The organism is Bradyrhizobium sp. Kon37, from assembly GCF_055807535.1.
The window spans coordinates 1-14,205 of sequence record NZ_JBVVOY010000021.1 but is presented as its reverse complement, the minus strand read 5'-3'; the positions used below and the strand labels follow the sequence as shown (position 1 = coordinate 14,205).

Sequence of the window (14,205 nt, the reverse complement as noted above, 5' to 3'; positions counted from 1 at the left end):
CTCGAAGCCGCCGTATCGGGCGTTTCCGGAAATATCGAGATGGGCAATGATGATCCTCCGCTTCTGCGGCGTAGGCTTCATGACCTATCGCCACCGGGCGCACTCACCGGGCTTGTAGCCTCAGAACGCGAAGAAGCCGCGACAAAGTCTCTTGCGCCAGCGCTGGGGTTGACTTTCCAATCCTCTAGCGAGGTTCCGTCATTGCGTCAGGTTTGCTGACTTGGCAAATCGCCCCCGAGTAATTTCGCGGAGCAGGTTGAACCGATGGAGAGAGGCTGAATTGATCAACCCCTCAAAGAAGGCGTACTGCTCGCGGACCTGCAAATAGACTTCCATACTGATGGATGTTTGATCGAAGCCGTATGCCAGGAGGCGACGGTCGATTTCACCCGTAGCTTTAGGATTGACTCGCCAGTCCAGCACATTCTTTGCGATATGCGCTCTTGCGACCTCCTTTGTGCGGTCGTCGATGCCGACAAGATCAATTTGGCTCAACGCCCTTTGGACCGCTCGATGCCGAAAGGCCTCGAGCAGCTGGTGACGCAGCGAACGGTAGCGGCGAATTTCCCAGGACAGCTCTGCTACGTCGAACGCCAGCAAGCACTCGATGGCGGATCTCGGCGCGATATCGCCGAGAACGATGCGCTGGAGCGCGTCGTACTGTTCGCGGCTTTCCCCAGGCAACAGTAGAGGATCAGGTCGCAGGACTTCCAGCTCCTCTGGCACAACGTAATTCGGGCGTGGTACAATTTGGAACGGTGCGTTCATCTTGCCGGCGTCTCCAGTGCACTCCGTGGTTCTGAGTATGATGGCGATGCGTTCCCGATTGCATGAACCGGGCTGGCGGCCCAGAGATCCCTCGCAGCAGGCACCGGATCGACCTGCATGTCGGCCCACCACGCCTTTTCATTACCTTGCCCGTGCAGGGCCTGATGGTGGTCCCGACACAAGGGAACGGTAAACTCGTCGCTGACCTTGCGCCCGAACGCACGCCGTTGCGCGAACTTGAGATGGTGCGCATCGACCGGCGTCCGCTTACAAATGAGACAGGGCAATCCCCGGACGAAAGCGAGATGTGCCTTGCTTCGTTTCCGAGGCGGCTCCTTTGGGAAAGCAAGGCTGCCGCCTGGATCCGCAAACCGGTGATGTGGTTCGGTGGCACGCAGCCTCAGATCCGGCGGCATTGGCGGGTCGGAATCAGCCTTCTCCGCTGGCGAAGTTAGATGGACCTGGAGATCGGCGCCCGCCCCGGTTGGCTCCGCAAGCTTGCCCGCATAAGCGGCCTCCAAAGCTCTCGCATCCGCTTCCCGAAGCCTGTTCTTGAGGGGGAGGGTTGCTTTGGCCCAAGCAAGGAGGCCGCCCTGGCCCTCCCCGTCCACCTCGGTGGCGAGCTCGGCCAGTAGCCGGTTCAGCAATTCCGCCGAGCGCTCAGGAGGCAGGACCGGGGGTCGGTTCAAGACGCTCTTGGGAGGCTTTCCTTTCGTCCCTGAGGCGGTGTGTGGCTCGGCCGCCACTAAAGGTCCTGCCTGGGTGTCGGGCGCGTCCAAATCGTCCTCTCCGGCAATTCCGACCAGAGCGAACAGGGCATAGCGCCGGGCGTAGGTCAGCGCCGCCCCCATCCGGTGCGGGGCCTCGACGTCCTTGGAGGCACAGACCGGCCAGTCCGACGAGATCCACTCGCCGGATGCATGGGCCAGCAGGGTCGTGAGATGGATGTGCCCGGTAGGCTGCTCAACCCGAGTGGTCTGGATGGTGGCGATTTCCTGCTGGCTCAGGGTCTTGCGGACGATGTCGAGGCCGCTTGCCAGCGAGGCATAACGAAATGTCCGCTCGTCCTCCCGAGGGACCGGTGACCGAATGACCGCGGTCAGCGTCTTCTCCGGGTTCATTAACTCGGCCTGGGCCCGCGCAAGGGCCGCAGCGATGGTCCCGATGCGCTCACTGGATTGGTGCATGGGCCACCTCTGCGACAGCTTGGCCCTCAAAACTGACAGCGCCTGACTTGGAGCGTTTGGCCCTGATGCCATGACCGGCCGCCTCCCTCGCATCCTCCGGTACGAGCTTTTTCAGATCCGCCTTGGCTGCTTCGTGCTCACCGTGGGCTTCTCGGGTCCGAAGGTAAACGGCTGCGAGATCTGCCCACAGGTTCGAGCCGGACATGTCGACGACCTTGACGGCCTCGAGCCTCGGACGGGGTGTCTCGATGTTGAAGAGAATGGGCGACTCCCCGCTCTGAACGCAACGCCAGAATTTCTTTTCCGCCGTGAGCAGGAGATGTTGATAGAGCGGATCAGCGTGAACCGTGATCTCGACCCACTTGCCGCCTCCGGTGATGATCGAGAGTACCGCGTTCCGCGCCGCCGTCACCCACATGTTGTGCTGTAGCTGCGCCATATGCTTTTCGGCTGCTGCTTCCTCATTGAAGGACCAAGGCAACATGAACTTCGCTTCAAAGACCGCGCCAGTCTGTTCGACGACGCCGTCCAGGGTGGCTCCCATCCATTTGTGCACCGGGTGACGGACGCGCTTCTGGATGTCCTTGATGGTTTGGCCAGAGCATCGTTGATACCAGGCCCGGTTCAGCACCTCAGTCACAGTACCTAGCTGAACGATGAGATTACCGGTGAGGTCTTCCGGTGCGACGTCCCCACGCTTCTCCTGCCACAGCCGAATGAGCGCATCCGGGTCGTCGCCCATAATGATGCGCGCGTCCGAGCCACCGATGAAATGGCGCCGGTCGTTGGGGTTGAATTTGACGATGGGGGTCCGTGGACCTGCCACAGATTCAGTCACGATGGTACGCAATGGTATCTCCTGTTTACGCGACGCTGAAGGCGATTGCGACGTTGTCCGCCGCACTGCCTTAAGCCCCGCGTCCGCGAGGTCAGATACCGGTGCCGGGATCGCGCCCGGCCGACTCAGTAACGCTCCAGTCGCCGAAGATTGCCAGTCCTTTCTGGAGCAAGATTCTTGCTATTTTTCACCTCAGAATCTTGATCAGGTTGCGGCGCGGAGGGGACACGGCCAGCATCGCCGCGCAACGATGAGGTGAGTCAAATGACGTCGAAACGACAAATCGAAGCCAATCGGGCAAATGCGACGAAGAGCACAGGCCCCAGGACAATCAAGGGAAAAGCGCGATCGAGCCGCAACGCATATCGACACGGACTATCGAGCGAGGGCGATAACGAAAGACCGAGGCTGGAGGCGCTTAGCATGACGCTCACAGCTGAAGCGGCAGACAAGTCGCGGGCGGACGCAGCCAAGGATCTTGCACGAGCCCGACACTGGCTGGCTGACATCCGCCGGGTTCGGTTCAGGATGCTTATCGATCTGATGGATTGCACAGAACCCCTCCAAATGAAGCAGGTCGCAGGTCTGCATCGCTACGAGAAAGCAGCTCGAGCACGACAACGACGAGGACTGAAGCGCCTGAGGGCGACTGCCGGCAACGAAGGTGGAAGAACGACCCGAGACTGAGCTTTTCAAACAACCGACCGAGCAATAAAGATGATGAGCGACATGTCCCCGCATCATAGAAAGTTTTTGCGCAGCCCTTTGCTGCCTTTGCACGGGCTCTGCATCAGGATACGCCGATAGAACTTCATGTTCGGTGAGCGCAAAAACGCCACCGCCATTATCGACGGGGCATTTCGGCTGAATCCCGGAGCGAATGTGCAGATTGCGCACAGACGGGCCGGCACGCGAGATGGCTGCCGGCCGTCGTGAGGCTATTCAGCAGCTTGCGCCAATCCGCGGGCGTTTTCCTCTTCCCTTCGGATCTCGACGTCTTCGAAGCTTTCGCCGGTGGTTTCCATTATTGCGTCCAATCCGCATACCGCCTTGAGACGGCGTAGCGCGACATCGCAGTAGTGCGGATCGATCTCAATGCCGCACCCGATACGTCCGGTCCGCTCCGCCGCGATCAGAGTCGTCCCCGATCCCAAAAACGGATCGAGGATGATTCCCTTACGCCGCGAACAGTCAAGGATCGCGTCTTCAACCATAGCAACCGGCTTGACGGTCGGGTGCAATCGAAGATCCGAGCGGCCTTCACCAAAAGCGCTTACGCCTGGATAGTTCCACACGTTCGTCCGGTTGCGACCGAAGCGACCAAGATCGATATTGTTGATGTGTGGTGCGGAGCCGGATTTGAAGACACAGACAAGCTCATGTTGAGAGCGGTAGAACGATCCCATGCCGGCGTTGTTTTTCGCCCATACGCAAACGTTTTTAAGTTCGCTATAAACGCCGTTAGCGGCAGCGAGCATTTCCTCAATATGCCGCCAGTCTATGCACTGAAAATGGATCGCGCCATCGACGGCGTTGGCTGTGAGGTTTCGTAAAACCGAAGCAAGGAAGCCCGTAAAGTCTGCCTTGGACATTTCGCCCGATGCCATGGCGAACTCGGCGTGAACGATTTCGCCCTTACCTGAGACATTCCCCTGGATTTGCACATTGTAGGGCGGATCCGAGAAGATCATTTGAGCACGTTTGTCCCCGAGCAAAGCCTGGTAGCTCTCAGACCTCGTTGAGTCTCCGCAGAGCAAACGGTGCTCGCCGATCCGCCATACGTCACCAGCTTGGCTGATGGCCCGACCGGCAGCCGGTTCAACGGTTCCATCTATCGCGCTGTCCGACGACATGCGAGCCGCGGTACCGATCAGAATGTCGATCTCGGGGACCTCGAAGCCTGTTATCGTCAAGTCAAAATCAATCTCGATCTCCGAGAGATACTTGAATTCTAGCGCGAGCAGATTCTCGTCCCAGCCGGCATTTTCGGCAAGCTTGTTATCCGCGATGACGTACGCCCGGATTTCCGGCTCGGTCATGTCGGATAGCCGAACCGCTGGAACGTGCTTGAGGCCGATTAATTTGGCAGCTTCGAGCCGGCCATGACCGGCGATGACGCCGTTTTTTTCGTCCGTCAGTATCGGATTTATGAAGCCGAACCTTTTGATCGCATCGGCAATTTGCTGAACTTGCTTCCTCGAGTGCGTCCGGGCATTGCCGTCACGAAGTTTGAGGTCGTTGATAGCTTGATAGACAATCGAAAGTTGACGCTGTGGTCGTTGATGGCTCATCTGAGTAGCTCCCTTGTTTGTCACAACAGAGCTTCTAGGAACGGCCATCGCCCTTGGCATTCATAATAATTTCGGGGCTATTTTTTTGAAGAGATCTGATTCAGGAAAGACTGCCAGTCCATCCGCAAGCCCCAGCTTTTGATGACGATTTTTGCTGCGCGTTGATGCGGTGGCTCCGACAATCGCACACGCTTCTTTGCGCCGCCAGGTTCCACGCCTTCTCGGATTGCCAAATCGCTCAGCAGGCGCTTGTATTCGTCGACTGCAATGTCAAATCGGAGGTTGTCCAAGGCCGATTTTTTGGGGCGCCCTGGCTTTCCTTTCAGCTCCCCTTTGAGACCTTTCAAGATCAAGGGATTGAGCCACGCTGGCAGCGGCTTCGCAAAATTGGCCTCGATTAGGGCAGCAAGCTGCTCCTTGTTCGGGTAGGTGCCGCTTTTGATGAGCCTCTCCCAGTATCGCAGGTCTAGTTCATCAAACAGCTCGTACAGGCTTGCGGAAGTCTGCTCAGGCATCTTGGCTAGCCCCCGTACTTCCTGTGAAATTGAAGTAAGGCCTCGCCCAAGGCCGTAGGTTCGCCGCGCGCGGCTCTTATGAACTCTTCGGCCTCTAGGTTGATGGCCGTGCCGGGCTGAATAGCGTCCTTGGTTCGCTCGAGCTCTCGCGTGATAAATTCATCCAGTGACACCGCGGCTGGGACCAGGAGAATCCCTGAGTCGGGAATTGGCGTTGGTGCCGCGCGATCTCGAACCTTGCTCATCAGCGCCGCGGCAGCAGGCTTTCCTTCGGCCGCCAGCGCTTGAAGCTTGAGGATAACGAGCTGAAGTCGGCTAAGTCTTTGTTGTTTACCGGACACTCGGGCAATGATCGTCTTGTGTGCAAACTGTTTGGTGCGGGCGTGCACGCTGACAGCGCCTTTGGGCCGACCGCGCGCATTGCCGGATTGTCCTTTTTTGAAGCGACTTTCCACCGGTGGAGGGGTCCGCCCAGGTGCAGAGACCGCGTCACTATCGTCCGATTTAGTAGACATTTTCGCCATCAGCCCGGGCTTTCGCCAACGCCTCCCTTTTCAATTCTGCGATCCTGGCAAGATCAGCCTCATATTCAGCGCGATAGTGCTTGAGGATTCGGTCGTCCCAAGGCGGTAGCCCCTCATTGCAAATAATATAGCCTGCGAGGTCGAGCGGCACGTCACGAGGAGCCTGCACCGCCCCGCAGGCAAGGGCGAGCGACGGCTCCAGCAAGCCTGCTCGCATGCATTCCGCTAGGAACTGTTTCAGCGCACCAATTTTGCCGGCCATGGCACCTAGGAACAGGGCCTCCAGCATCGCTTCGTGAGGATGCACCTTGTGGCGCTTGCCATTGCGTCTGATCTCGATCGGTCGATCGAGCAGCTCAGCAATGTCTGTTCCCGCGTGCTGGGATGCGCTCGCGGGAGCTCGCCCAGCTCGCTGAGGCTGGGGTCGTGCACCGAAACGGGTTTCCTTGGGCGGCTTGCCGTAGCCTACCTCGTAAGTTTCCGTCTTCGAGACGGGTCCCCGATGGGACACATCCTGCTTTACCATCTCCACTCCATCGGCGGCATGCGCGCACAGAGCAGGAGTTTTGGGTGATGAAACAGGCCCAGAAACCAGCAAGCTCCGAGGCGCATCGCTTGCGCAGCTCGTTAGCATTTCATTTTTGCTCGGGTTCTAAGCATCGCGACGGGTGTTGATCGACGTCGCTATCGCTTATTTATGCCGTAGAATCGCTGTCGTCAAACATATTTGAGCCGAACCATCCCTGCGACCGCATGTCGGTCTCGGGGCTCGCCGGCTTTCCTCATTCGGCCCAGCGCTCCAGAGTTCCTGTCCATCTCCGTACAGTTCTGGCTAATAGCGTAGGTGAGCATTAGCGGTCACCGCGCTCAGCTCCAGGGTTGGCGCTCCCGGCTGCAGCGATCGCCTCCTGGCCGATTTCCGCAGCGCGGAGAGAGAGCGAGAACAAGGTGCCGGTGACCTTGCCGCGTCAGCTCGAGTGTAGCTTCTTGGTCGCCGCGGCTTGGCCTGTGATCTTTCAGCTTGGAGTTGCTCAGAGGCGGCATGCGTCTGTCGGGGCGCTCTGTCAGGAGGACCGCAGCAACAGCCAAGGACCGCAGGATAATTCTTGGCTGAGCAAAAGGCCTTCTCGATCACGGCGCTGTCAGCCAAGAGCAAAGATGTGGTGCCCCGGGGAGACCCGGTCTTGATAGGGCAGGAACAACATGCAACACCGGCAACACATCACATCGATTCGTTAACGTTGAGGAATTTATGAAAGCTCTCTTTCTGGCCGCCGCCGCTATTGCGATGGCATCCAGCGCCGCTTCCGCTTCCGTGCTCGTCGTTGATTTCGAGAATTCGAACGTGAGCGCCGGCCAGTATTCCTACGCCGCCGATAGCGCTGGGTACTCTCAGCCCTCGGGAAATTCGGTATCGGTTCCCGGCGTCGGTTTCTCGGGCACCTCGGGAGTCCAGAATAATGCTCAGGCGTGGGGCTTCCCGGCAGCACCGGGTCCGGGCACGAATGCCGCCTTTCTTCAGAGTTACTCCAGCTCGAACCTCGGCGTCATCACCATCGATACCGGCACCCTCGTGGTTGGCCAGAGCTACACCGTCGCATTCGACAGCGTTGCGCGCCCGGGGACCGGTGCGGACCCGTTCACTGTAAGATATAATGGTCTCTCGAAGACGATCGATCCAGGTTTGTCATGGGCTTCGTCGACGTGGAGCTTCATGGCCGTCGCCGGCCAGAACCTGGTCTTCTCGGCGACGCGTATTGATGGCGACCACGCCAGCGGCCTCGACAATATCGCTATTACAGCAATCCCCGAACCCTCCACATGGGCGCTCATGATCCTGGGCTTTGCAGGCCTAGGCTTCTTGGGGTATCGCCGCCGAGCCCATAGCGCCTCGCTCCCCGCTTAGGCGCTTGGACAAACTGGTTGAGATCAGAAAGACCGCCCTCTGGGCGGTCTTTTCCGTTTCCGTACTGATTGGCCCTCTTCGGTTGCCGAAAGCAGCCGCTTATTCGATACGGTAAGATTACGGTTCGCCGTTGCTACTGCAGGCGAGAGGAGGAACGAACGGCGCGACTTCAAACGCTAGCCACTACCAGCTTGGAAACGTCGCCGAGGCCTTTCTTTGATGAGATTTTTAGCGCCTGTTCTTCCCGAAAAATCGCCTGATCACGTCAATCGCCGCAACGAAGACAGGGACGAGTGAGAAGCATGCACCCGAGACGAGGGAGATCGCGGTTTGCCACGGCGTCCGAGGATGATCCTGTCGCGGGCCGCGTTGCCCGAGGGCTCTATCACTCTCAACAGGGTATAACGGATCAGATTTGGACTCGGGCTTGCGCGGCGGAATGACCAACACCACAAACAGGAGATTGATCGCAATCCAAATGACCACCAAAGTGATAACGACCCGGAGCATGAAAAACGTGCCCTCTTACAGGTAGTACTGAAATCAATTGGGTGGAGGCACGGTGTGGCCGAGATCAGTTTGCTGCACCCGTAGAGTCTTCTTGCTCGCAGTTCCGCATTGCGGAGACGATCTTCTTTGCGAGGATTGGGACTGGAGCAGGAGCGATCGTCGGCGTATCGCTCTTCTGGGCCTCCGCCCGCAACATCTTCGAGAATGCCCTGAGCGTCAATTTTGGCTTCTTTGCTGGAGTATTGGCGCGTGAGAAAAACATGGCGCTATCTTTCAATGAAAGGAAAGGAGTGTAACCGGGGAACGCCGCCCGTCAATCAGAGCTTATGGCTTGGATGACCTTCGGCGCGGTAAGCAAGGCACGTTCGCAGCGGCCGCCTTTGCAGATGAAGCTGAACTACCCGCTGACAAGGTGTTCGGCTACTTCATATAAGAAGAACAGCCACCCCGCCGTGGCAACGGTGATAGCCGCAACATAGGCAACGAGGCGCACTCTCTCAGGCATGCCCTGTCCTAACTGGCGCGACGTTCGATTGCATCCCAATTGGTGCGTCAACCTTAATCGCCAGGTGCCGCGCATTGTGCGCTGGCGCCCAACAAGAACATCCGCGCCGAGTGGCTCCGTTGTGAAACCGATATCACGCGACTGGGAGCATGGAAGCTTCCCCGCACGACCGGTGTACGCGGTCATAATTCTGCTGTTCATCAATCCGATTGGTACCAAAAGACCGCGGCACAAAAAAAGACCGCCCGGAGGCGGTCTTTCTGCATACTCATGTAGCTGGCGATCAGGCCGCGGTGAGAGCTGACGCCTGGTTACGGCGGCGATAGGCCATAAAGCCGAGGCCAGCGAAGCCAAGCATCATCATGGCCCAGGTGGACGCCTCGGGGACCGGTGAGGTGAAGGCGAACTCGAACGCAGTCTCAGTAGTACCGAAGGTGATGGTGGACGCGCCCGCAAGATTCAAGCCGAACAGATATCCGGCTGGATTGTCCTTCTGATTGACATTGGGGAAATCGGCCAGGGTCATAGTAGAGCCGTTGCTCAACGTGATCTTATTGTCTCCATTCGGCGAGCCCCAGACGACGTACAGAACATCGTCTTTGATGCTGCTGAGCAAACTGCCTATGTTGAAGGTCAACGACCCTGAATTGCCGATGTCGATCCAATGATGTGTGGTGTCTGAAGAGCCGAAAGGATCCCAGCCGCAGTTGCTCAGACCGCAGCCACCAGGAGCAGCCGGCTGACCCGTCCAATTAACTGCATTTGGACCAGCTACAACGGGTTGAGCGAGATTTGCTGTGATCCCGTCAGATTGACCGTAGTTTGTGAAGGCGATCGTGGCCGCATTCGCGCTGCCTGAAAATCCGACCATCGCGGCAAAAGCCGCAGCATATAAGCTCTTTCTCATGAAAAACCCCTTTTCGCAAAATTGGACCTCGGCGCGTCCATTTTAATAGATGCTTTAGAAAACGCAATATCTAATTAACGAATAGTTAATTGTTCAGATTCGGGCATTTAATTTAAATCTGGACGTGACCGGCGCGGTTGAAGTTTCAAGTCGCCAGACGTTCGGAAAGGGGTAGCAGGACGCCACACGCACCCAAGAGATTCCTGCGGGGTGCTGTTGTAGCTTGGGGAAGCAGCGAGGCAGAATCGTCCGTCCTCCGGATGACTGCAAATCGCAGTTCATTTGCAGCTGCCTCAGTTCAAGGCAGACCTGCCATCGGCGACCGAAAGCTCAAGGTGAGAGCTCGGCAAGCTGCAACGGCAGCTTCGGGTGCTATCCGGAAACACGCTCGCTCGCGAAGCTGCCCGTAGAACGGCTCGCCGGAAACCACCAGGTCGATGATGTTGAGAAGGGCATCGCCCGATCCATCGCTCGCTTGATTTGAAGAGCGAGACGATCGGATCCCTCAGGAGGAGGACGGTGACGCAATGCTCTTTGCTTGGCCCGATGACGCCGCATGTATCGTTTGGAGCGTGTGTGCATGAAACAACGCCTCAAAAGTATAATTTGGAAAGTCGAAGCTTAGTTGAGACTGCGGTGACTTCAAAACATTTGGTTTTGGAACAACAGACGTTGGGGGGCCGCGGAGCGCGGCCCCACCTTTCTCAAAGCCGGTGCTAAGCCAGCCGGAACGCGGCGCCGCTCTGACGTCGACCCCGATAGGCCAGGAAACCGATGCCGAAGAAGCCGGTGATCATCATCGCCCAGGTAGACGCTTCAGGGACCGCAGACACGCTGAAGTTCGCCGTTTCGAAGGCGTCCTGCGCGGGACTGTTGTTGAAGCTGACCGAGAGGATCTGGTCTCCCGGCGTCGCATTGAACTGGACATACTGGGAGAATGCCTGATTTCCGTTCGTCACGGCGAAATTCAGGCTGCTCGCAGTAAAATCGTAGGTCCCCTTCGTGGAGGTGACATGGAGCAGGTTGTAGGTGTCCGGAGATCCCCAGAGAAAGCTCAAATAGTTGATCGGGTTTTGGAAGGTGAGCACCGCAGGCTCACCGGAGGTCGGACCGGCTGCGAGGAATGTCCCGCCGTAGACCCCTCCCTTTGGGATGTCAGCGAACGGCTCGTCGCTGGTATAGACTGTGCCGCCGCTTAGTGTAGCGACCGATCCACCATTCAGGCCGGCGCTGCTCAGGCTGAGAAAGGGACCGGTGCCGCCCCCCAAGCTGCCCACCACCATTGCCTGCGCGGGCTGAATTGCTGCGGTCAGGGCAAGAGCCGCAATTCCCGATAGTATTAACCTCATGTCAGTCTCCAATCGTGACGCGGCGCACAGCGCGCCGGATCGCAGGCATTAAGAGCCGACATTGCCACTTGTTCCTGATTTCATTAAATTTCGATTAGAATGCTTGTTGAGGGCTTTAGCCTGTTCAAGGCCCCGATCCGTAGTCTCTCAACGCGAGATTCCGACTTTTCCCGGCAGGTCTGATCTCTGAGGTGCTTACCTGTTCCCGCGAAATCTGGCAGGGCGCCGTAGGCGACGGCGAGCATGACCATCGTCCGTTCAATCAATCTTCCGACCGCACAAAAAAAGACCGCCCGAAGGCGGTCTTTCAACAGATTGATTGTGGCTGGTATCAGGCCGCAGTCAGGGCCAACGCCTGGTTGCGGCGGCGGTAGGCCATAAAGCCGACGCCAGCGAAGCCAAGGATCATCATGGCCCAGGTGGAGGGCTCGGGAACGGCGCTCGCGAAACCGTCGATGCGGAAGGCGGTGGGCGGGCCTGTGTCGGTGAGCTCAACTGTGAGCGTGTTTGAACCAAACAGCGGGCTGAATGAGAAAGCGTGGAGCTGATTGAAGTTCTCGTAAACAGTGCCGAACAGGGATGCGATCGGAACACCGTTCAGAAAAATCGTACCGAAGTTATCGGCTCCCCAGAAGCCCGAAACCGTTGCGGTACTGTCAGCCGTGAACGTCGTCGTGAACGTCACCGTGCTGTTGCCCGCACCACCGCCGCCATCTACGGACACCCAGCGGGATCCGGCGTTATCGGCAATATAAGCGGGGTTATAGTAGGTGACGGCAGCGCCACCGCCGACCACGGAGTAGTTAGGATCGATCGCCCCGTCGTTTGGCCCATTAATACCTGTGTTGAAGAGCGTCACCGAAGCGCTGGCTGCGCTCATCCCGAGACCCACAACGGCAGCGACCGTGAGGGCGGCCAAACGGCCCTTTGACCAAAACGACATAAAGAGAATCCCTTTCTTTTAAATTGCTTTTTGGTGGTATCAATTCATCGGCCCCTCTGCAAGCAGAAGGTTTATGAAAGTTAACGCTTGAACTGTTGCCCACGAGACAAGCGGCAGTAGACTCAAACATTAGATTTCGGCCCCCATTCAGGATCATCGGCTCTCGCGTTTTTGCCGTCCATTGCCGCGATCAAGCCTTTGATGCAAATGCAGAAAAATCCGTTTTACCGCCGAAGCGACGCTGCAGCGGAGCCATGTTCGGCCCTCCTTCGCCGAGACCATATTCAATGAGACGGTCTAAGGACTAAAATGACTGCCAACGAGTGTTGCCCCAAAACCTCTGGACAATCCTGTTTCATCCCCGACGCCCCGACCTTGGTTCGGGAACCATCACGAACAGCCAATTCAATTAGCAGCTCATCCTGCGCGAGGGATTTGCCAGCCAAACGCTTAACCGCGCAGGCACCGGCACTCCGCTCGATGGGCGCTTCCAAATTCCTGAGACCCGAGCCCGCAATTCCCGTTACACCTCTTCGGGAAAACCCGCCACAGGCGCCTGTTATTGAAGCCATCTGGAGCTAGCAGGACAAAGCCTCGGTTGCGTCTTTTCGCGGTTTGCCGTGTTAATTCCCCCGGCCGACAGTCCGAACCGCTATATGTGGACTTGCGCCCTTCGGATTATGGTGCCGGGCGGCGCTCCGGAATTACGCGGTGCTGATCAAGAAGCTGCGGCCGGGCAAATTTGCTCCATCCAGCGCTCTTGCCAGCTTCGCCCGGGATTACAGACAGCGGGACGGAATGTACTTGGACCGTGCGCAAGATTGGTGCAGCACTTTTCGCATCTGCGGGAAATGCAAACGTCAGGGTGCACACTCCCATCCGCGGCAGGATGCCCTACGCCTGGTCTCGCGCCACCCCACCTTCCCTTCGGGCGGCCTTCTCGCTGATCCCGTCTGCGGCAGGCCTTAGCCGATCTACCCGGCGACTGGGCCGGAAAGCGTTCTGAGCCCCGCCTCAATAGTAGCGATGTCCTCTTCCAGCTGGGCGATCGAAGGGCGGCAGTCAAACCCCGCCCTTGCCTTCAGGTCGACGGCCAGGCGCTGGCGGTGCATTCTCAGATGCTCGAGCGACTCGCGGTCTTTCAGACGTGCATACCCCTCAACGATCAACTCGATTGCACTCGGCATAAGCGCTCCGAAATCAAAAATTTCTTTTACCACTTGCCGGAGACTAGAGGGAAAAGAAGCCGAAGTAAATTGACTCCGGTTCAGCTCCAGCGCGTACGGTTTCGACGTGAGATTGTCATTAGCGCAGATGAAATATCGCTCGTCTGGCCATGTACTGGGGCATGCTTGGTTCGCGCCGCTCCCACGAAAAGCACGGTCCAGTTTGCCGGAAACGGAACAGCGCCAGGCGCGGCCACGCCTGCGATTGCGCAATCAGAGCGAGCGAATTTTGCGGGCCTCATGACATGCATCGCGGACCTGAACTAAATCATTCCCACCAAACAGGAGGCAGGATTTCAGTACGCAGAAAGTATGTCAGACTTGCCCGTCTTAATTTGCCGTGTCAGCCTGAGTTCCAGAGCACAGCGTGGTCGACGACGAAGCAGCTGCGCACCATCACAATTAGCGGACCTCATAATGCTCCCCGAATGTTTCGAGCAGTCTCTGCTCCGCTCCCTCAACGCGCGGCCAAAGGCTCAGCCACAATGTCACCTTCCTCTACCGACAGGATCGCGCTCTTCATCGATGGAGCCAATCTCTACGCGACGGCGAAAACTCTGGGCTTCGACATCGATTACAAGCGCCTGCTGAAGGAGTTTCAGAGCCGCGGGACGCTGCTTAGGGCGTTCTACTACACCGCGATAATCGAGGATCAGGAGTACTCCTCGATCCGGCCGCTGATCGACTGGCTCGACTACAACGGCTACACCGTCGTCACCAAGGCGACCAAGGAGTT

At 57.9% G+C, this 14,205-nt stretch carries 10 protein-coding genes and 3 pseudogenes; 2 read left to right on the top strand and 11 right to left on the bottom strand.

Annotated elements, in window-relative coordinates:
• Nucleotides 1-198 precede the first annotated feature (198 nt).
• The 7 genes from AC0L3J_RS29050 to AC0L3J_RS29020 form a co-directional block, all read right to left on the bottom strand.
• Entirely contained in the window at nt 199-768 is a 570-nt protein-coding gene (locus AC0L3J_RS29050; protein WP_473349279.1) for a hypothetical protein, read from the bottom strand.
• The gene (locus AC0L3J_RS29045) at nt 765-1,955 is read right to left on the bottom strand and encodes an ERF family protein (protein WP_473349278.1); all 1,191 of its coding nucleotides are present in this window, start codon (nt 1,953-1,955) and stop codon (nt 765-767) included. The genes AC0L3J_RS29050 and AC0L3J_RS29045 overlap by 4 nt, the downstream gene beginning before the upstream one ends.
• Entirely contained in the window at nt 1,939-2,796 is an 858-nt protein-coding gene (locus AC0L3J_RS29040) for a YqaJ viral recombinase family protein (RefSeq protein WP_473349345.1), read from the bottom strand. Before AC0L3J_RS29040 ends, AC0L3J_RS29045 begins: the two co-directional genes overlap by 17 nt.
• A gap of 935 nt (nt 2,797-3,731) precedes the next feature.
• Nucleotides 3,732-5,084 (bottom strand): site-specific DNA-methyltransferase, encoded by a 1,353-nt coding sequence (locus AC0L3J_RS29035; protein WP_473349277.1) that lies wholly within the window; start codon nt 5,082-5,084, stop codon nt 3,732-3,734.
• A 77-nt stretch (nt 5,085-5,161) separates the two neighbouring features.
• Complete coding sequence (locus AC0L3J_RS29030; RefSeq protein WP_473349276.1) at nt 5,162-5,599, bottom strand: hypothetical protein; 438 nt, start codon at nt 5,597-5,599, stop codon at nt 5,162-5,164.
• Nucleotides 5,600-5,604: 5 nt separating this feature from the next.
• The gene (locus tag AC0L3J_RS29025; protein WP_473349275.1) at nt 5,605-6,054 is read right to left on the bottom strand and encodes a DUF5681 domain-containing protein; all 450 of its coding nucleotides are present in this window, start codon (nt 6,052-6,054) and stop codon (nt 5,605-5,607) included.
• Between the two features lie 49 nt (nt 6,055-6,103).
• Nucleotides 6,104-6,649: a DUF5681 domain-containing protein gene (locus tag AC0L3J_RS29020; protein WP_473349274.1), complete on the bottom strand. Its 546-nt coding sequence runs from the start codon at nt 6,647-6,649 to the stop codon at nt 6,104-6,106.
• 726 nt (nt 6,650-7,375) lie between these two features.
• On the opposite strand from AC0L3J_RS29020, the gene AC0L3J_RS29015 reads away from it, so the two are divergent.
• On the top strand, nt 7,376-8,029 hold the full coding sequence (locus AC0L3J_RS29015; protein WP_473349273.1) for a PEP-CTERM sorting domain-containing protein: 654 nt from the start codon (nt 7,376-7,378) through the stop codon (nt 8,027-8,029).
• Between the two features lie 1,298 nt (nt 8,030-9,327).
• Here AC0L3J_RS29015 and AC0L3J_RS29010 read toward each other — a convergent pair.
• From AC0L3J_RS29010 to AC0L3J_RS28995, 4 genes and pseudogenes are all read right to left on the bottom strand, one after another.
• Nucleotides 9,328-9,441: pseudogene (locus tag AC0L3J_RS29010) on the bottom strand (PEP-CTERM sorting domain-containing protein); the annotation flags it as partial.
• Between the two features lie 1,226 nt (nt 9,442-10,667).
• Nucleotides 10,668-11,120 (bottom strand): annotated as a pseudogene (locus AC0L3J_RS29005) (Npun_F0296 family exosortase-dependent surface protein); the annotation flags it as partial.
• Between the two features lie 511 nt (nt 11,121-11,631).
• Nucleotides 11,632-11,745 (bottom strand): annotated as a pseudogene (locus AC0L3J_RS29000) (PEPxxWA-CTERM sorting domain-containing protein); the annotation flags it as partial.
• 1,472 nt (nt 11,746-13,217) lie between these two features.
• On the bottom strand, nt 13,218-13,430 hold the full coding sequence (locus AC0L3J_RS28995; RefSeq protein WP_027516186.1) for a hypothetical protein: 213 nt from the start codon (nt 13,428-13,430) through the stop codon (nt 13,218-13,220).
• 524 nt (nt 13,431-13,954) lie between these two features.
• Here AC0L3J_RS28995 and AC0L3J_RS28990 point away from each other — a divergent pair.
• A partial coding sequence (locus tag AC0L3J_RS28990) for an NYN domain-containing protein (protein ID WP_473349272.1) occupies nt 13,955-14,205 on the top strand: 251 nt, incomplete at its 3' end.

What these genes read in the sequence shown, in the direction of transcription:
- AC0L3J_RS29050 (WP_473349279.1), bottom strand. Translation starts at nt 768, where the DNA reads ATGAACGCACCGTTCCAAATTGTACCACGCCCGAATTACGTTGTGCCA.
- AC0L3J_RS29045 (WP_473349278.1), bottom strand. Translation starts at nt 1,955, where the DNA reads ATGCACCAATCCAGTGAGCGCATCGGGACCATCGCTGCGGCCCTTGCG.
- AC0L3J_RS29035 (WP_473349277.1), bottom strand. Translation starts at nt 5,084, where the DNA reads ATGAGCCATCAACGACCACAGCGTCAACTTTCGATTGTCTATCAAGCT.
- AC0L3J_RS29030 (WP_473349276.1), bottom strand. Translation starts at nt 5,599, where the DNA reads ATGCCTGAGCAGACTTCCGCAAGCCTGTACGAGCTGTTTGATGAACTA.
- AC0L3J_RS29020 (WP_473349274.1), bottom strand. Translation starts at nt 6,649, where the DNA reads ATGGTAAAGCAGGATGTGTCCCATCGGGGACCCGTCTCGAAGACGGAA.
- AC0L3J_RS29015 (WP_473349273.1), top strand. Translation starts at nt 7,376, where the DNA reads ATGAAAGCTCTCTTTCTGGCCGCCGCCGCTATTGCGATGGCATCCAGC.
- AC0L3J_RS28995 (WP_027516186.1), bottom strand. Translation starts at nt 13,430, where the DNA reads ATGCCGAGTGCAATCGAGTTGATCGTTGAGGGGTATGCACGTCTGAAA.